This is a genomic window from Nocardia sp. BMG51109, assembly GCF_000526215.1.
Classification (GTDB): domain Bacteria; phylum Actinomycetota; class Actinomycetes; order Mycobacteriales; family Mycobacteriaceae; genus Nocardia.
This window is the reverse complement of the sequence record NZ_JAFQ01000004.1, coordinates 3,354,632-3,371,138: the sequence shown is the minus strand read 5'-3', so window position 1 is coordinate 3,371,138 and position 16,507 is coordinate 3,354,632. Positions and strand designations below refer to the sequence as shown.

The 16,507-nt window shown below is 68.6% G+C and carries 17 protein-coding genes; 4 read left to right on the top strand and 13 right to left on the bottom strand.

Annotation, left to right across the window (positions count from 1 at the left end; genetic code table 11):
* Positions 1 to 24 precede the first annotated feature (24 nt).
* Positions 25 to 1,050, bottom strand: a complete 1,026-nt coding sequence (gene trpS / locus D892_RS0116755; RefSeq protein WP_024802348.1) for a tryptophan--tRNA ligase — start codon at positions 1,048 to 1,050, stop codon at positions 25 to 27.
* Positions 1,051 to 1,249: 199 nt separating this feature from the next.
* Between trpS and D892_RS0116750 the strand changes: the two genes are divergently transcribed.
* Positions 1,250 to 3,379: a phosphocholine-specific phospholipase C gene (locus D892_RS0116750; protein ID WP_024802347.1), complete on the top strand. Its 2,130-nt coding sequence runs from the start codon at positions 1,250 to 1,252 to the stop codon at positions 3,377 to 3,379.
* 23 nt (positions 3,380 to 3,402) lie between these two features.
* Here D892_RS0116750 and D892_RS0116745 read toward each other — a convergent pair whose 3' ends face one another.
* Positions 3,403 to 4,335, bottom strand: a complete 933-nt coding sequence (locus D892_RS0116745; RefSeq protein ID WP_024802346.1) for an oxygenase MpaB family protein — start codon at positions 4,333 to 4,335, stop codon at positions 3,403 to 3,405.
* A gap of 146 nt (positions 4,336 to 4,481) precedes the next feature.
* Between D892_RS0116745 and D892_RS0116740 the strand changes: the two genes are divergently transcribed.
* On the top strand, positions 4,482 to 5,117 hold the full coding sequence (locus D892_RS0116740; protein WP_024802345.1) for a TetR/AcrR family transcriptional regulator: 636 nt from the start codon (positions 4,482 to 4,484) through the stop codon (positions 5,115 to 5,117).
* Positions 5,118 to 5,179: 62 nt separating this feature from the next.
* Here D892_RS0116740 and D892_RS0116735 read toward each other — a convergent pair whose 3' ends face one another.
* The 4 genes from D892_RS0116735 to D892_RS0116715 form a co-directional block, all read right to left on the bottom strand.
* Complete coding sequence (locus D892_RS0116735) at positions 5,180 to 5,461, bottom strand: hypothetical protein (RefSeq protein WP_156959539.1); 282 nt, start codon at positions 5,459 to 5,461, stop codon at positions 5,180 to 5,182.
* Between the two features lie 165 nt (positions 5,462 to 5,626).
* A complete protein-coding gene (locus D892_RS0116725) occupies positions 5,627 to 6,106 on the bottom strand; it encodes a barstar family protein (RefSeq protein WP_024802343.1) in 480 nt (159 codons plus the stop codon).
* A complete protein-coding gene (locus tag D892_RS0116720; protein ID WP_024802342.1) occupies positions 6,106 to 6,573 on the bottom strand; it encodes a ribonuclease domain-containing protein in 468 nt (155 codons plus the stop codon). Before D892_RS0116720 ends, D892_RS0116725 begins: the two co-directional genes overlap by 1 nt.
* Positions 6,570 to 7,289, bottom strand: coding sequence for an exodeoxyribonuclease III (locus D892_RS0116715; protein WP_232236349.1), 720 nt, complete (start codon positions 7,287 to 7,289; stop codon positions 6,570 to 6,572). The genes D892_RS0116720 and D892_RS0116715 overlap by 4 nt, the downstream gene beginning before the upstream one ends.
* Before the next feature lie 312 nt (positions 7,290 to 7,601).
* Here D892_RS0116715 and D892_RS0116710 point away from each other — a divergent pair, with 312 nt between their 5' ends.
* On the top strand, positions 7,602 to 8,453 hold the full coding sequence (locus D892_RS0116710) for an alpha/beta fold hydrolase (protein ID WP_024802340.1): 852 nt from the start codon (positions 7,602 to 7,604) through the stop codon (positions 8,451 to 8,453).
* A 105-nt stretch (positions 8,454 to 8,558) separates the two neighbouring features.
* Here the strand turns inward: D892_RS0116710 and D892_RS0116705 are convergent, their stop codons facing one another.
* The 6 genes from D892_RS0116705 to D892_RS0116680 form a co-directional block, all read right to left on the bottom strand.
* On the bottom strand, positions 8,559 to 9,428 hold the full coding sequence (locus D892_RS0116705; protein WP_024802339.1) for an SDR family oxidoreductase: 870 nt from the start codon (positions 9,426 to 9,428) through the stop codon (positions 8,559 to 8,561).
* A 56-nt stretch (positions 9,429 to 9,484) separates the two neighbouring features.
* A complete protein-coding gene (locus tag D892_RS0116700; protein WP_051499085.1) occupies positions 9,485 to 10,399 on the bottom strand; it encodes a MaoC/PaaZ C-terminal domain-containing protein in 915 nt (304 codons plus the stop codon).
* Positions 10,400 to 10,470: 71 nt separating this feature from the next.
* Positions 10,471 to 10,908 carry an SRPBCC family protein gene (locus D892_RS0116695; RefSeq protein ID WP_024802337.1) on the bottom strand — a complete coding sequence of 146 codons (438 nt, stop codon included), beginning with the start codon at positions 10,906 to 10,908 and terminating at the stop codon, positions 10,471 to 10,473.
* A gap of 14 nt (positions 10,909 to 10,922) precedes the next feature.
* Positions 10,923 to 12,137, bottom strand: coding sequence for a lipid-transfer protein (locus tag D892_RS0116690; RefSeq protein WP_024802336.1), 1,215 nt, complete (start codon positions 12,135 to 12,137; stop codon positions 10,923 to 10,925).
* A 459-nt stretch (positions 12,138 to 12,596) separates the two neighbouring features.
* Positions 12,597 to 13,241, bottom strand: a complete 645-nt coding sequence (locus D892_RS0116685; RefSeq protein ID WP_024802335.1) for a TetR/AcrR family transcriptional regulator — start codon at positions 13,239 to 13,241, stop codon at positions 12,597 to 12,599.
* 72 nt (positions 13,242 to 13,313) lie between these two features.
* Complete coding sequence (locus D892_RS0116680; RefSeq protein ID WP_024802334.1) at positions 13,314 to 14,561, bottom strand: MFS transporter; 1,248 nt, start codon at positions 14,559 to 14,561, stop codon at positions 13,314 to 13,316.
* Positions 14,562 to 14,739: 178 nt separating this feature from the next.
* On the opposite strand from D892_RS0116680, the gene D892_RS0116675 reads away from it, so the two are divergent.
* Entirely contained in the window at positions 14,740 to 15,087 is a 348-nt protein-coding gene (locus D892_RS0116675; protein ID WP_024802333.1) for a hypothetical protein, read from the top strand.
* Between the two features lie 85 nt (positions 15,088 to 15,172).
* Here D892_RS0116675 and D892_RS0116670 read toward each other — a convergent pair whose 3' ends face one another.
* Positions 15,173 to 16,390: an NADP-dependent isocitrate dehydrogenase gene (locus tag D892_RS0116670; RefSeq protein ID WP_024802332.1), complete on the bottom strand. Its 1,218-nt coding sequence runs from the start codon at positions 16,388 to 16,390 to the stop codon at positions 15,173 to 15,175.
* Between the last annotated feature and the right edge of the window lie 117 nt (positions 16,391 to 16,507).

Genomic DNA, 16,507 nt, shown 5'->3' with positions numbered 1-16,507 from the left:
GCACGCAGCCCCGCGAGGTGGACGTCAGCGAGGCAGGAACCCCACCCGGTCGTACACCTGCGCGAGGGTGTTGCCGGCGATTTCCCGAGCCCGCTCGGCACCGGCACCGAGAATACGATCGAGCTCGCTCTGGTCGTCCAGATACTCTCGCACCTTCGACTGCAGCGGGGTGACAAATTCGACCAGTGCGTCGGCCACATCGCCTTTGAGGTCGCCGTATCCCTTGCCGGCATAGTCCCGCTCGAGCGTCACGATGGGCGTGTCGGAGAGCGCGGAGAGAATTACCAGCAGATTGCTCACGCCCGGCTTGACCTCCGGGTCGTAGCGGATCTCGCGCTCGGTGTCGGTGACGGCCGAGCGGATCTTCTTCGCCGAGACCTTCGGATCGTCGAGCAGGCTGAGCAGGCCGGTGTCGGTGGCGGCCGACTTGCTCATCTTCGCGGTGGGATCCTGCAGGTCGTAGATCTTCGCGGTGCCGGAGACGATATGCGCCTCGGGCACCACGAACGTCTTCTTGTAGCGGCCGTTGAACCGCTGCGCCAGGTTGCGGGTCAGCTCCAGGTGCTGGCGCTGATCCTCGCCGACCGGGACCTGATGCGGCCGGTAGAGCAGGATGTCGGCGGCCATCAGCACCGGATAGGTGAACAGGCCGACGGTCGCGTTGTCCGCGCCCTGCTTGGCCGACTTGTCCTTGAACTGAGTCATCCGGCCGGCCTCGCCGAAGCCGGTCAGGCAGCTGAGTACCCAGGTCAGCTCGGCATGCTCGGGCACCTGGCTCTGCACGAACAGGGTCGAGCGCTTCGGGTCGATGCCCAGCGCCAGCAGCTGCGCGGCGGCCGCCCTGGTGCGGTGGCGCAGCTGCTTCGGGTCGTACTGGACGGTGATCGCGTGCATGTCGGGGATGAAGTACAGGGCGTCGTAGTCGTCCTGCAGCGTCACCCAATATTGCAGCGCGCCAAGATAGTTGCCGAGGTGGAAGGAATCGCTGGTCGGCTGGATGCCGGACAGCACGCGCTGCTTGCGCTCACCGGGTGTTGCGGGACTCGACATGTCTCCGATCTTCCCATGCCGCGCGAGGCGATTTATCGGCGCTACCGGAACGTCCGTGGCAAAGTTGTAGCAAATGACTGATACGGGTCGAGACAGCGGTGAAAAGGGTGCTTGCGCGCGCGGGAACGGCAAGGATGAATTCACTCCCCGATCGTGTCGCGATTACCCAGCGTCCGCGTGTCGCTGCTTCACTACGGACATGTCCGGCATCTCCCGGCGGCAGCTGATCGGCTCGGCGGTCACGCTGGCGGCCGGTTCGGCCACCCTGTCCCTGCTGCCGCCCGCGTTGCATCGGGCCATGGCCGCGCCGATGCGTCCCGGCGGACCGCGGGCCGTCGAGCACGTCATCCTGGTGATGCAGGAGAATCGCTCGTTCGACCACTACTTCGGGACGCTGCGGGGTGTCCGGGGATTCTCCGATTCCACGCCGCTGCGGCTGCGCAACGGCTCGTCGGTCTTCCGGCAGCCGGCGACGGACGGTTCGCCGCTGATGAAGGCCCTCGAGCGGGCCGGCGGGCTGACCGGCGCGGTCTCGCCGTTCTCGCTGCGGGAGGCGGCGGCGCGGGCCGGGCGCCCCGACAGCGACATCCAGTACCTGGACAGTCTCGACCACGACTGGCCCGGCAGCACTGCGGCCTGGGCGCAGGGCTGGTGGGACGGCTGGATCCCGGCGAAGACCGCGGCGACCATGACCTATTACGAGCGCCGGGACCTGCCGCTGCAGTACGAGCTGGCCGACACCTTCACGCTGTGCGACGCCTACCACTGCTCGCTGTTCGGCGGGACCAATCCGAATCGCAACTACTTCTTCACCGGCACCACCGGATACGAGCCCGGCGGCAAGCGCGCCGTGGACAATGCCGCCTACGACGCCGGGCATCCCGGCTACGACTGGACGACCTATCCGGAACGCCTGGAGGCCGCCGGAGTTTCGTGGCAGATCTATCAGGAGTGGGACAACTTCACCGACAATCCGGTCGAGTATTTCGCGCCGTTCAAGCGGATCGGCGGCAAGGTGCTGGCCCAGGTCGAGGGGAACCATCCGACGACGGAGAAGTTCTACGAGGCGCTGCCGAACAAGACACCGGAGGAACGTCAGCGCCTGCTGGCGCAGTTCGAGGCGGCGCGGGCGAGGCTGGACGCGCACGAGCGCGGTTTGTTCGATCGGGGGATGTATCGCAGCGAGCCGGACACCCTGCTGCGGCGGCTGGGCGCCGATATCGAGGCCGGGACACTGCCCGCGGTGAGCTGGCTGGTGCCGCCGGCGGCCTACAGCGAGCATCCGTCGGTGTCGACGCCGCTGGGTAGCGCGAACCTGATCTACCGGTTGCTCGACCTCGTGGCGTCCGACCTCGAAACCTGGTCCAAGACAGCGATTTTCCTCAATTTCGACGAGAACGACGGATACTTCGACCACGTGCCGTCGCCGGTGCCGCCGCGGCCCGGCGGCGGCGCGGGTGACGATTGGTACGACGGCAAGGCGATCGGACTGGGGCCGCGGGTGCCGATGACGGTGGTATCGCCGTGGACCATCGGCGGATACGTGAATTCCGAGGTCTTCGATCACACGTCGGTGCTTCGCTTCCTGGAGCTGGTGACGGGGGTGCGCGAGCCGAATATCAGCGACTGGCGGCGCACCGTGTGCGGGGATATGCGGTCGGTGTTCGACTTCACGAGCGCCGGTGAACCGCCGAAATTGAGCAGGCCCCACGATGTTCCGAAACCCATCGGCCGGTGGAAGCCGGTGCCGCCGAATGCGCCGGCGCTGCCGGAGCAGGAGCCGGGATCGCGGCCCGCGCGGCCGCTGCCGTATCAGCCGTCGGTGTCGGGGGCGGTGTCCGGATCGACGCTGACCGTCCGGCTGGCCAACAGCGGTGCGGCATCGGCGCATTTCGCCATCTATCCGTTCGGCGGGGTGTCGGAGGATCCGCGGCATCGCGATGTGCGCGGCGAATCGGCCGAAACATTCGGCGTCGGCGGCACTTACGATCTGGTGGTGCAGGGGCCGAATCGGTTCTGGTACGAGATGCGCGGGAGCACGGGCGGTGCGGCCGCCGGTATCGAGGTCGGCACGGCGCCGTCGGGGTCTCGGGTGCGGATCGCGCTGGCCAACCGGGGGCGGCAGAGCGTCACACTGTCGCTCGGTCCGCTGCGTTACGGCCAGGTCCGGGAGGATGTCGACCTGGCCGCCGGAGCCACCCGCGTCGTCGACTGGAGCACCGAAAACGGTTGGTACGACGTGGAAGTCACCGCCGCCGAGGAACCGGAGTTCCGTCGCCGAATCACCGGCCACGTCGAGAACGGACGGACCGGCGTCAGCGCGGACTGAGCGAGGCCCGACCCGGTGCCCGGCTATCCGGCGGCGCGTTGGGCGTGGGTGCGCGGGTCGACGCCGGGCATGCTCGGGCGGCCGGAGTTCACGAGTTCGTGTTCGCGGCGGGTGAGCATCCGGTAAACGGGGGCGCTGGGACCGGCGAGCGTGTTGCGCAGCGGGCCCGGCGTGAGCGGCGGCTTGATGTGCGCGGTCCGAACTCCCCGGGCGACGGCCCGGAAGGTGAGTTCCTCCCTGGTGCCCCAGCGGATTCCGTACATCTCTCGAATTCGGGCCGGGAGGCTGCCCTGGATCAGCAGGAAGACGCTCGAGGTCACCTGGTGCAGCGGCATCGGCATCGGGTACGGCACCTGCTTGCCGGCCAGGTAGGAGCCGACCAGCTGCGCCTCGTCGGTCAGGTGCAGGTCGCCGGAGGCCAGGTAGCCGTCGAAATAGCGGCGGAAAGCGGGGTAGTCGGCCGGGGCGGCGTCGCGCGGCATGCCGAACAGTTCGCCCCAGCGCACGTAGTCCTGGTACAGGTCCTCCCGCTCGGCGGTGGCGAGCCTGCGGACCAGCAGATCGTGCATCACCTCGGCGGAGTCGAAAGTGAACGCCATGGTCATGAACATCAGGTGCGGGTCCATCGCGGAGTACCCGCTCCCGGCGGGATAGTGCGCCCCGGCGTCCTCCGGCAGCTCGCCGCGCACCCGGACGTGCTTCTTGCGGGTGAAGGCCAGTGCCCGGTCGGCCTCGTCCCTGCTGCCCAGGAACACCGCCTCGAACAGCCGGCCGGTGAGCGCGAGCCGGGTGTAGGGCGTGGTCCGGTGCTCGGTGTTCTCGGCGGTCCCCACGTAGAGCAGCGGGTGGACCGCGCCGATCACCAGCGCGCGCTGGCCGTAGGTGAGGCCGACCGCCCGCTTGCGCATGACGCGCCGAATCATCGAATCGTCGGAGAAATAGCCGGTGTCGGGCATCGTCGCCTCCTGGTAGAGATTCTGGCAATAGGATCCACCAGAATCCACAATCTGGCAAGAGGTACCACCAGAATCGACGATCGCTGCACCAACCGCGACCTTCGAGCGCCACGGGCCGACGGCGCGCACCGTGACACAATCGGGGCGTGGCAGCGCAGCGGACATACGGCGGGCTCTCCGCGGCGGAGCGGCGCGCCCAGCGCCGGGCCGCGCTACTCGACGCAGCGCTGGAGATCATCGGTAATCAGGGCTCGGAGAAGCTCACCGTCGCCGGGCTGTGCACGCGGGCGGGGCTGAACGAGCGCTACTACTACGAACAGTTCGACGGCCGCGACGCCGTGCTGACGGCGCTGTTCGACGGCATCGCGGAGGAGCTGGCCGTCGCCATCGTGGCGGGGCTACAGGCGGCACCCGCCGACACCCGCGGCACGGCGCGGGCGGCCATCGCGGCGGGCATCCACGTGCTCACCGACGATCCGCGCAAGGCCCGGGTGACGTCGATCGTCGGCACCGCAACCCCCGAACTCCGCGCGCGCACCCTCGATACCATTCGCTCGTTCGCGAAACTCGTTGCCACCGAGGGCATCGACTTCTACGGGCTCTCGACTCCCGACCCGGATCCGGCGATCGACTTCCGGGCCACCTACCTCGTCGGCGGACTCGCCCAGACCCTGACCAGCTGGCTGCACGGCGATCTCGCCATGACGCGCGACGAGCTGATCGAGCACACCACCGACGTCTTCGTCCTGCTCGGCGAGGACCTCGCCGGACGCCTGCGCTGAATCCGGCCGGGCCGCACCGCTTCTCGCCGCATCCGCGACTACGCACACGGCAGGACGCGGTGTCACTCGTCGTTCGGCACGACGTACAGCCGGGGCGGCAGGCCGAAATAGCGGTGCAGCGCGATATTGATCGCCATCTCATCGGAGTGTTCGGCGGCCTCCCTCCGCAGCTCCGGGTCCGGGAACAGCTCGGACCGCGGTTCGGGAGCCGCCCGGCCGGTCGATTCGGCCAGGGCCCGGCGTAGCGCGTCGTTGACGATGCGCGCCTTCGGCCGACCCTGTGCGCGAACGACGGTCGCGAGCAGCTGGGCCACGTCGGGGTCGAGAGCTACGGTGAGTCTCACGCGTTCATGGTCCGCCCGCGCCGCCGCCACTACGGCGGTTCCGCGAGTGATAGACCAATCTCACAGCAACCGGATCACCCATTCCGGCTCGACATCGGGCCGCATGGTCACAGTGCACACCGAGCCGATCGACACCGGTGCACAGTGCCCAGCCCGGGCCACCGGTCACATCGTGAGGGGCGCGGCTTCGAGGGTGGGACTGCCCTGTAGCACGACTCGGAACACGCCGCCGTGCGATGCCCGGTGCGCGGCGGCGTCGCGCATGGCCTCGGCGAACCAGTCCCGCTGGCCGGGCTCCTCGGCCAGCAGCTGATCCGAATCCCGGATCAGCACAGCGTATCCCGGTGCCGACCCGACGAAATCCGCCAGGTCGCGCAGGCATTCGTCGAAGGCGTCCTTATTTTCCCCGAAGTAGTACGGGAACTGGAACGCCGCCGCGAACTCGTCGAAAACACCCTCGGTGGTGCGCATCTTGGCGCCCCGCAGCTCCCGCACCAGGTAGCCGCCGGGGGCCCGGAAGCGAACACCGCTGAAATCACCGTCAGGCACCGGAATCGCGCCGAGTACCGGGCCGGTGGTGGTGGTCTCGTGCGACTTGCCGCCGGCGCCGGACAGGAACTGCGACAACGTTATCGGCGTGGTCATCACCGCATCCTCGTGAAGGTCTTGTAGTGGTCTCCCGTGTAGTAGGCCGAGCCGTCACTACCGGTGACGATCCGTTCGGCGTCGCGGGTCTGGCCACGCTTCTTCGGATTCACGTCCCATTCCTTGTAGGTGATGGCCTTGCCGGAGGAGTCCTTCTTCGACAGTGTTCCCTCGCGATTCATCCACTGGTCACCGCCTTTGGTGCCGGGAGCGCCGGCCGAGTCGGGCCAGCGGCCGGCATCGATCTCGGCCAGCGTCCGGTACGCACCGTCGGGAACGCCGGGCGCACGGCTGGTGACGGCGGCTGCGGCAGCGCCCGCCTTCGCAGTGGCGCTCGCGGCGACCGAGTTCGCGCCGGACCCGGCGTCGGTGCCGCCGCGCAGCGCGAGCACGCCCGCGACCACCACGGTGACCACCAGACCGGCGAGCACCAGCAGGGTGCGCATTCGCTTGTCGGACAGGTTCATCGGTACCGCACCGTCACCGGGGCGTGATCCGACCAGCGCAGCGCGTACTCCGGGGCGCGCTCCACCACGGCCTGTTTCGCCCGGCCGGCCACCTCGCCGCGGGCCAGGTGGTAGTCGATGCGCCAGCCGGCATCGTTGTCGAAGGCCCGGCCGCGGTAGGACCACCAGCTGTACGGTCCGGGCACGCCCGGATGCAGCTCGCGGACCACGTCCACGTATCCGGCGGCCAGCACCTCGTCGATCCAGGCGCGCTCGCCGGGCAGGAAGCCGGAGTTCTTGACGTTGCCCTTCCAGTTCTTGATGTCGAGTTCGGTGTGCGCGACATTCCAGTCGCCGCAGATCACGAAGTCGCCGGTCTGTGCCTTCAGATGGGCACCCAGCTCGCCCAGGAACCGGTACTTCTCGTCCTGCATCGGCGTGTCGGCCTCGCCGGTGTGCACATACACGCTCGCGACGGTGAGCCCGTCGAATTCGACCTCGACGTAGCGGCCCATGCCGTCGAACTCGGTGCTCCCGAAGCCGATCCGGGCCGCCCGCGGCTCGCGGCGGGACAGGATCCCCACCCCGGCCCGGCCCTTGCGCCCCGGCTCCGCGTGCGCCAGGTGCCAGCCGTCGGCCAGCGCGGGCGCCAGCGCCTTGTGCGTCTGCTCGTCGGTTGCCCGGGTCTCCTGCAGGCAGATGATGTCGGCGTCTGTCGTCGCCAGCCACTCGAGCATCCCGCGGCCCGTCTTGCCGGTCGCCGCGCGCACCCCGTTCACGTTGATCGTCGATATCGTGCAGTACCGAGAGGAATCGTCTGACCAGGTCTCATAGGGAAGATCGAGGGGGGTCACCGCCTCACGATAACGCGAAAGCGGATGCGGTACACATCGCCTGCCGGCCGCCGGGGCCGCGCGGCGCGCGCCCCGCCCGGCGAGATTTGCCGGGCCGTATCCCGGGCGTACGCATGATGCCGACCGCCTATCGACCGTAGAATGCTGGTCATCAACACTCCCTGTGGACACCGCGGTCCAGGAAGGGGTGCGACGATGACGTCCGACACCACCGAGTCCGTCCCGCTCGTACCGATGACGGCCCTGCACACGGGGTCCGGCGATCCGCTCCTGCTCCTGCACGGCTTCATGCTGTCGCCGCACTGCTGGGAGCAGGTGGCCGACCGGTTGTCGGGGACCTGCGAGGTGTTCGCCCCGGCCTTCGCCGGCCACTGGGGCGGGCCCCAGGTGCGCGGCCGGCACCTGGGTATCGACACCCTGGCCGACCAGGTGGAGGCGCAACTCGACGAATTGGGCTGGCGCACTTGCCATATCGCCGGCAACTCGCTCGGCGGCTGGGTCGGGTTCGAGCTGGCGCGGCGCGGCAGGGCCCGGACACTGACCGCGATCGCCCCGGCCGGCGGCTGGAAATCCCCGTCGCTGTTGCAGATTCGGCTGGGCCTGAAGTTCCTGTCGCTGTGGCCGGTGGTGACCGTGGGCAAGCGGATGCCGCGCGCCGTCCGGTTCGGCGCTCCCGCGAGGAAATTCGCGGCATTCATGCTGACCAAGGACACCGCGGCGGCGGCCCGGCGCGGCGTGGAGGCGGCGATCACCTCGGCGATGCACTGCCCGGGGATGATCCCGCTGCTGATCACCGCGTTGCGCATACCTTCCCTCGCGGAGCTGTCGGCCCTGCCGACCCCGGTGCGCCTGCTGCTGTGCGAACACGACCGGATAATCCCGAACCGCTTGTACGCCAGGGTCTTCCTGCGCGACCTGTCCGATGCCGCGGACCGCATTCTGGTGCACGGCGTCGGGCACGTCCCGATGCTGGAGGCACCGGACCGGGTCGCGACGCTCCTCGCCGAGCACATCTATGCCAGCCGCACGCATCTGCGTGCGGTGTGAGGGAGGCCGGCGGATCGGTCATCACCCCTCGGCACCGATCCGCCGGCTGCACTCGCGGCACCGGCCCGCCGCGGCGTGCCAGGCCTCACGGCGGCGGTTTCGAAGCTACGGCAGCCGAGCGGCGATGTCGTCGATCCGCCAGGGGCCCTCGGTCTCGATGGTCTTCACGTCGTGCCAGCCGGCCAGCTCGGAGATCGCTCCGCCCTGCACCGCGAACACCTTGCCGGTGATCGGGCACGCATCGGCGGCCAGGTAGGCCACCAGCGGGGAGATATTGGCCGGGCTGAAGGCGTCGAACTCGCCGTCGGGCACCTCGGCGGCGAACACCGTGCCCAGGCCCGGCGTGGCCAGCGTCAAGCGGGTGCGGGCCATGGGGGCGATGGCGTTCACCCGCACCCCGTATCGCTCCAGTTCTTCGGCGGCGACCAGGGTCATCGCGGCGATCGCCGCCTTCGCCGCGCCGTAGTTGACCTGACCGGCATTGGGCACGGTGAGACCCGAGGCGGAGGCGGTGTTGATGACCGCGGCCCGGGGCTGAATACCCGCCTTGGACTGCTGCTTCCAGTACGCGGCCGCGTGCCGCAGCACGTTGAAGTGCCCCTTCAGATGCACGGCGATGACCGCGTCCCATTGCGACTCCTCGAGGCCGGCGAGGAATCCGTCGCGCAGGATCCCGGCGTTGTTGACCACGACGTCGAGCGTGCCGAACTCCGCGATCGCCTTGTCCACCAGGTTCTTCGCGCCGTCCCAGGTGGCGACGCTGCCGGTGTCGGCGGCGGCCGACCCGCCCGCGGCCAGGATCTCGTCGCGCACCTCCTGCGCCGGGCCGACGTCGCTGCCCTCGCCGGCGCCGTCGCCGCCCAGGTCGTTCACCACGACCGCCGCGCCCTCCCGCGCGAACAGCAGCGCGTGCTCGCGGCCGATGCCGCGCCCGGCGCCGGTGACGACGGCGACCTTGCCCTCCAGTGCACCCATTCGTTGTCTCCTGATCTGTGGTTCGAGCGACCTGCGGGTCGAGTCCGCTCGCCGGGTCAGTCCGCGATCTCGGCCAGGCCGTCGCTCAGCACGACGTCCGCAGGGCCCCGGCCGGACCGGTCGTAGCCGCGAACCGTTTCGAAAGCGTATGTGGTCACGCCGTTTTCGGAGCCGGACCGCCAGACCCTGGTGTGCAGATCGTCACCGGGAAGGACCATCTTGGCGAAGCGCACCGCGAATCGCCGCAGCCGAGTGGCATCCGAGTCGCCGACCTCGGTCAGCACCGCCCAGGACGCGAAGGCCATGGTGCACAGGCCGTGCGCGATGATGCCGGGCAGCCCGGCCGCCCTGGCGACCTCGTCGTCCAGGTGTAACGGCACCGGATCGCCGGCAGCCGGTGCGTAGCGGTAGGTCTGGTCGTCGTCGATGTGCTGGGGCACCTCGGCCACCGGATCGTGTGCCCGCAGGTTCTCGTCGAAACGGTGCTCCGGGGCGGCCCGCCCGACCGTTCCGCCCGCGTCGATCCTGCGGAAGAACGCCGTCAGGTACTGTTCGTTGACGAGTTCGCCGTCCTCGGTGCGGGATTCGATGTGCACCGTGATGCCGCTGCCGTTCGGCTTGCCGGCGTACCCGATCGCCCGCGCCCGCGAGACCAGGGTCTCGCCCGGGCGGATCGGGCGGTGGAAATGAAAGTCCTGCTCGCCGTGCACGACCCGGCCGAAGATGTCCATCGGCGCGACGTCGATGACGGGCACCAGCATGGCGTCGAAGACCGGGACGATCGCGAAGACCGGCGGGGCCACCGTGCCGGTGCGGTGCGCCTCGATGGGATCGTTGGTCGCGGCGGCGTACTCGGCGATCCGCTCCCGCCGCACCTCGAAACGCTCCTCGTCGCACCAGAGGTTCAGGCCGGAGGCATCGAATTCGACCGTCCGGCCGGCGGTCTCCGCGCCCACCGATCGCTCGCTCATGCTGTGTCCTTCCCCGGCACGAGCGGAGCGCTCCGTGGTTACACTCCGCTGCCGCCTCCGCGCTTGACCGCTCATGCCGCCGCGGCCAGCGTCTCGAGCTGCGCGAGCGACTTCTCGAGCTGCGCGACGCCGTCCTTCTCCACGGCCTTGCCGAGCGCACCCTTGATCAGCGCGCCCTCGAAGTCGCCGTTCACCGACAGCTCCGCGCCGTCGCCGTCGGGCGCGATGGCGAAGGTGAATTCGACTCGCACGCCGGCCATTCCGGTCGCCGCCAGGGTCAGGGTGCGCGGCGCCTCGACCGCCGCGACATGCCACTCGAACTTGTTGGCCATGCCGAGCATGACGATCTTGGCGACCAGCTTGTCGCCCACCTCGAGGGTGGCCGGCGGCTCCTCCATCCAGCGCTCGTGGATGGAGAACCAGTCGCCCCAGGTGTTCGGGTTGCCGACGACGGCCCACAGCGCCTCGGGCGGGACGGACAGCGTCCTGGTGTATTCGATGTGCCCCATGGTGTTTCCTCTCGTCAGCTCTCTGCGCGCCGGTAGGCGGTGACGACCGCGGCCCCGCCCAGCCCGATGTTGTGTTGCAGTGCCGCGGTCACATTCGGCACCTGACGCTTGTCGGCCTGTCCGCGCAGCTGCCACGTCAGCTCGCTGCACTGCGCCAAACCCGTTGCGCCCAAAGGATGTCCCTTGGAGATCAGCCCGCCGGACGGGTTCACGACCCAGGTGCCGCCGTAGGTGGTCAGGTTGTCGTCGACGAGCTTTCCCGCCTCGCCCTCGCCACACAGCCCCAGCGCCTCGTACAGCAGCAGCTCGTTGGACGAGAAGCAGTCGTGCAGCTCGATGACCTGGAAATCCTCGGGGCCCAGACCGGACCGGTCGTAGACCTGCCGGGCGGCCTGCACACTCATGTCGTGGCCGACGATGCCCCTGGCCGTGCCGTCGAAGGTGGAGGCGAAGTCGGTGGTCATGGCCTGCCCCACGATCTCCACCGCCCGGCCGGCCAGGCCGTGCTCGTCGACGAAAGCCTCGGAGGCGAGGACCACCGCGCCGGACCCGTCCGATGTCGGCGAGCACTGCAGCTTGGTCAGCGGGTCGTAGATCATCCGCGCGCCGAGGATGTCCTGCAGCGAATACTCCTCCTGGAACTGCGAATACGGGTTGTTCACCGAATGCTTGTGGTTCTTGTACCCGATCTTCGCGAAGTGCTCGGCGGTGGTGCCGTAGGCGAGCATGTGCTCGCGGGCGGCCGCGCCGAACATCCACGGCGCCGGCGGAAACAGCACCTCGGAGATCTCGGCCAGCGCCATCAGGTGCTTGGCCATCGGCTGTTCCCGATCGTCCCAGGTGGATCCGAGCGACCCGGGCTGCATCTTCTCGAAGCCCAGCGCCAGCGTGCAGTCGGCCAGCCCGCCCCGAATCGCCTGTGCGGCAAGGTAGAGCGCGGTGGAACCGGTCGAACAGTTGTTGTTGACGTTGACCACCGGAATGCCGGTCATCCCCAGCTCGTAGACGGCGCGCTGCCCGGACGTCGACTCACCGTACACGTAGCCGACATACGCCTGCTGCACCCGATCGTAGGAAATCCCCGCGTCGGCAAGGGCTTTCGTGCCGGACTCCCGCGCCATGTCGGGGTAGTCCCAGGCCCGGGTCCCGTCCGCATCCTCCACCTGCCGCCGCCCCGGCTTCTCGAACTTCGTCATGCCGACACCGACGACGTAAACCTTGTTCGCCATCGAACTCCTCACCTCGGGCCACCGCCCCCGCGCGGCGACATCGGCGATCCGCTCCGGATCGGATAAAAACAAACATACAAAGCTGTATGTAAGAGCGCAAGGGGGCGTTCGGGCCAAGCAGGAAGGCCAGATCGTCAGCAACAGATCGCCGGACACCGGTGCCCGCTCGGGCCCGACCGACGACGAAACCACCGGACCGACCGATCGCCGGACGACGAATGCGCACGAGCCGGACCGCGGCGCCGTCGTACCCGGATCGGGGGCACGCACCAGCGACAGGACACCGGACTGTCGGCTCACCCGGGATGCTCGGCGGAAGTCTCCGCTACCGTCGACCCGTCGGGCGGGCGCGCCGCTCCGGCAGTCGACCGGTAGAGGACTGGCGGCCATCCGAACACGTTGTCCGGCACGGGCTCCGGCGCGATGGTTGTATGTCGTTGCCGCGGCGCGTGTTCGGGTCTACCTCTCGGCGCGCAGAGTCGGCAGTACGGATTCCGCCGCCAGGCGCAGGTGGGCGGCGGCCCGTGCCCATCGGCGGCGGGCCCGGTCGGAATCCGGATCGATGAAGTCGGACATCAGGATTCCGCGGAGGGCGTCCATCGCCGTGTAGAGGAAATCCCGGGCGACCTTCCGGTCGACCTCGTCCGGCACCAGTTGGGCGACCGACATCAGGACGGCGTTGTTGACGAACGGCTCGACCTTCGCCATCTCCGCGGCCAGGAGGCGGTCGACGCGACCCGCCACCCACAGCTCCATGGCGGCGATGAACAGCGGGCCCTGATGCAGTTCCCAGAGGAAGTCCAGGACCGCGGCCAACGGGTCGCCCTCGCGCCGGAAGCGGTCGAGTTCCCGCATCGCGGCCTCGGTGCGCCGCTGGGCGAGATGGCTGATCGCGGCCACGACCAGGTCGGTCTTGGAGCCGAAATGATGCACCTGCGCACCCCGCGTCACGCCGGCACGCTCGGCGACCCGCGGCGTCGTGGTGCCCGCGTAACCGTATTCGACCAGGCAGTCGATCGTGGCGTCGAGCAGCCGGACGCGCATCTCGCTGCTGCGCTGCTCCTGCGTGCGGCGCTGCGGCTTCGATATCGCGGGCCTGGTCATTCCGGGAATTCTACACTTACATTCAGGTCTGTATGAAAACGGGCGGTGCGGTGGATCCGCATCGGCCCGCGATCACGCGGCCGACGAACCCGGGGCCGCGCCCGCACCTCCACCGCGCCGGGCGAGCAGGACGGTGATCGTGAACAGCAGTAATCCCGCCACGGCCAGGCCGGCCCCCACCATCGCCGGGGCGGTGTATCCCAGACCGGCCGCGATCACCACGCCGCCGAGCCACGCACCTGCCGCATTGGCGATATTCAGCGCGGCGTGATTGAGCGCGGCGGCGAGGGTCTGGGCATCGTGGGCCACGTCCATCAACCGGGTCTGCAAGCCTGGCGACAGCGCCGACCCGCAGGCGCCGACCAGGAAGATGCCGACTCCGGCCGTGTACGGATTGTGCGCGGCCGCAACGAATCCCGCGAGAATCACGATCATCGCCACGAGCACCGCGAATACCGAACCGTCCACGCCGCGGTCGGCGAGCACGCCGCCCACGATGTTCCCGGCGACCATGCCCAGGCCGAACAGTGCCAGCACGAGCGGCACCAGGCCCACCGGCATGCCGGCGACATCGGTGAGGGTGGTGGTGACGTAGGTGTAGACGGCGAACATGCCGCCGAAGCCGACGGCGCCGACCAGCAGCGTCAGCAGCACCTGCGAGCGGCGCAGCGCGCCGAGTTCGGTGCGTGGATCGGTGACGCGGATACCGGTCAGCTGCGGGACGAATTTCGCGATCGCGAACACCGTCGCCAGGCCGATGACCGCGACCACGAGATAGGCGTCGCGCCAGCCCAGATTCTGGCCGAGCCAGGTGGCGGCGGGAACGCCGACAACATTGGCGGCGCTCAGTCCCAGCATAACCGCGGCAATCGCCTTGGCGCGCTGCCCCGCCGGCGCGAGTGTCGCCGCGGCCAGCGATGCCACGCCGAAGTAGGCGCCGTGCGGCAGTCCGGTCACGAAGCGCGCCAGGATCAGCGTCTCGAACGAGGGCGCCAGCATCGAGGCCGCATTGCCCACCGTGAAGGCCACCATCAGGGCGATCAGCAGACGCTTGCGCGGCATCCGGGCGCACACCGCGGCGATCACCGGTGCGCCGACGACCACTCCGAGGGCGTACGCCGACACCGCATGTCCCGCGGTCGGCTCCGAGACGTTCATGGCCTGCGCGACGTCCGGCAGCAAACCCATGGTGACGAATTCGGTGGTGCCGATGCCGAAACCGCCGAGCGCCATGGCCAGCACCGCGGGTATGTGCCAGCCGGTGCGCCCGGCGGGGGTGTCGGACGAAGACTGGGAGGACGCCGCATCGGGCGCGGTCACGGAAGCCACGACTCTGCCCAACACGGCGGCGAATGCCCGGGCATCCCCGATCGCCGGTGATCTCACTCACCGACCGAAATACCGCAGGTCGAAACGGTCTTTGTCCACATCGGAGAGTTATCCCCAATCGCCGATCGACCGCTTCCGGCGGGCCCGCGCAGCCTCTAGCGTTATCGGCATGACCAAGCCGCAGCGTGACCCCGTTGTTGATCGGTTGCGACACGACGTCGATGACATCTACGAACTCATCGACGATTCCAACCGGACCGCGCACACCGCACTGGCCGCGGTACGAGGCGTCGACCTGCGCTTACGTCGATTCCAGAACACCAGCGGCCGCCAGTTCGGGATTTTGATCGCAACCCTCCGCCAGCACGGGCGGCGCCTCGACGGCATGGATCAGCGCTTCGACCGCATGGACCAACGCCTCGACACCATGGATCAACGCCTCGACACCATGAACGGACAGCTCCAGCAGCTGACGCACACGATCGCCGAGGCGGTGACGCTGATGAAGCAGCGGTAGGGTCCGGTGCGTTCAGACAAGTCGGGCACCCGCGGCCACCGGAAGGTGGGGGCGGGTGCCCGGAATGTGTCGTCTCGCGCGAGGCTCAGCGCAGCTGGCGGGCCAGGTTGGCGTCGAGCACGCCGAGGAACTCCTCGGTGGTCAGGTAGCCCTGATCGCCGCCGACCAGCAGCGCCAGGTCCTTGGTCATCTGGCCGTCCTCGACGGTCTTGATCACGACGTCCTCGAGGGCCTGCGCGAAGCCGACCACCTCGGGGGTGTTGTCCAGCTTGCCGCGATGCGCGATGCCGCGGGTCCACGCGAAGATCGACGCGATCGGGTTGGTGGAGGTCGGCTTGCCCTGCTGATGCTGCCGGTAGTGGCGGGTCACGGTGCCGTGCGCCGCCTCGGCCTCGCAGGTCTTGCCGTCCGGGGTCAGCAGCACCGAGGTCATCAGGCCCAGCGATCCGAAGCCCTGCGCCACGGTGTCGGACTGCACGTCGCCGTCGTAGTTCTTGCAGGCCCAGACGTAGCCGCCCTCCCACTTCAGCGCGGAGGCGACCATGTCGTCGATCAGCCGGTGCTCGTAGGTGAGGCCGGCCGCGTCGAACTCGTTCTTGAACTCGGTCTCGTAGATCTCCTGGAAGGTGTCCTTGAACATGCCGTCGTAGGCCTTCAGGATGGTGTTCTTCGTCGACATGTAGACCGGGTAGTTCTGCTGCAGCCCGTAGTTCAGCGACGCGCGCGCGAAGTCCTCGATGGACTTCTTGAAGTTGTACATGCCCATGACGACACCGCCGTCCTCGGGCATCTTCACGACCTCCTGCTGGATCGGCTCGCTGCCGTCCTCCGGTGTGAAGGTGAGGGTGACGGTGCCCGCCTGATGCACCTTGAAGTCGGTGGCGCGGTACTGGTCGCCGAACGCGTGGCGGCCGATGATGATCGGCTTCGTCCAGCCCGGAACCAGGCGCGGGACGTTGGAGATGATGATCGGGGCGCGGAAGATCGTGCCACCGAGGATGTTGCGGATGGTGCCGTTGGGCGACCGCCACATCTTCTTCAGGCCGAATTCCTTGACGCGCGCCTCGTCGGGGGTGATCGTCGCGCACTTGACGCCCACGCCGTGCTGCTTGATGGCGTTGGCGGCGTCGACGGTCACCTGATCGTCGGTCTTGTCGCGGTACTCGATACCGAGGTCGTAATACTCGAGATTGATGTCGAGGTACGGGTGGACCAGCTTGTCCTTGATGAACTGCCAGATGATCCGGGTCATCTCGTCGCCATCGAGTTCGACGACGGTACCTTCAACCTTGATCTTGGACATGGATCTTCGTGTCCTCCTAGGAAGGTGCTCCCATTGCACGGCCAGGTGAACACGCTTGTGAGCGGACCCCAGCTGTTCAACAGACAACGTATACGTCCCGCTCTGTCGGCGAGACTC

What these genes read in the sequence shown, in the direction of transcription:
- trpS (WP_024802348.1), bottom strand. Translation starts at nt 1,050, where the DNA reads ATGTCGAGTCCCGCAACACCCGGTGAGCGCAAGCAGCGCGTGCTGTCC.
- D892_RS0116750 (WP_024802347.1), top strand. Translation starts at nt 1,250, where the DNA reads ATGTCCGGCATCTCCCGGCGGCAGCTGATCGGCTCGGCGGTCACGCTG.
- D892_RS0116745 (WP_024802346.1), bottom strand. Translation starts at nt 4,335, where the DNA reads ATGCCCGACACCGGCTATTTCTCCGACGATTCGATGATTCGGCGCGTC.
- D892_RS0116725 (WP_024802343.1), bottom strand. Translation starts at nt 6,106, where the DNA reads ATGACCACGCCGATAACGTTGTCGCAGTTCCTGTCCGGCGCCGGCGGC.
- D892_RS0116720 (WP_024802342.1), bottom strand. Translation starts at nt 6,573, where the DNA reads ATGAACCTGTCCGACAAGCGAATGCGCACCCTGCTGGTGCTCGCCGGT.
- D892_RS0116715 (WP_232236349.1), bottom strand. Translation starts at nt 7,289, where the DNA reads ATGCTCGAGTGGCTGGCGACGACAGACGCCGACATCATCTGCCTGCAG.
- D892_RS0116710 (WP_024802340.1), top strand. Translation starts at nt 7,602, where the DNA reads ATGACGTCCGACACCACCGAGTCCGTCCCGCTCGTACCGATGACGGCC.
- D892_RS0116705 (WP_024802339.1), bottom strand. Translation starts at nt 9,428, where the DNA reads ATGGGTGCACTGGAGGGCAAGGTCGCCGTCGTCACCGGCGCCGGGCGC.
- D892_RS0116700 (WP_051499085.1), bottom strand. Translation starts at nt 10,399, where the DNA reads ATGAGCGAGCGATCGGTGGGCGCGGAGACCGCCGGCCGGACGGTCGAA.
- D892_RS0116695 (WP_024802337.1), bottom strand. Translation starts at nt 10,908, where the DNA reads ATGGGGCACATCGAATACACCAGGACGCTGTCCGTCCCGCCCGAGGCG.
- D892_RS0116690 (WP_024802336.1), bottom strand. Translation starts at nt 12,137, where the DNA reads ATGGCGAACAAGGTTTACGTCGTCGGTGTCGGCATGACGAAGTTCGAG.
- D892_RS0116685 (WP_024802335.1), bottom strand. Translation starts at nt 13,241, where the DNA reads ATGACCAGGCCCGCGATATCGAAGCCGCAGCGCCGCACGCAGGAGCAG.
- D892_RS0116675 (WP_024802333.1), top strand. Translation starts at nt 14,740, where the DNA reads ATGACCAAGCCGCAGCGTGACCCCGTTGTTGATCGGTTGCGACACGAC.
- D892_RS0116670 (WP_024802332.1), bottom strand. Translation starts at nt 16,390, where the DNA reads ATGTCCAAGATCAAGGTTGAAGGTACCGTCGTCGAACTCGATGGCGAC.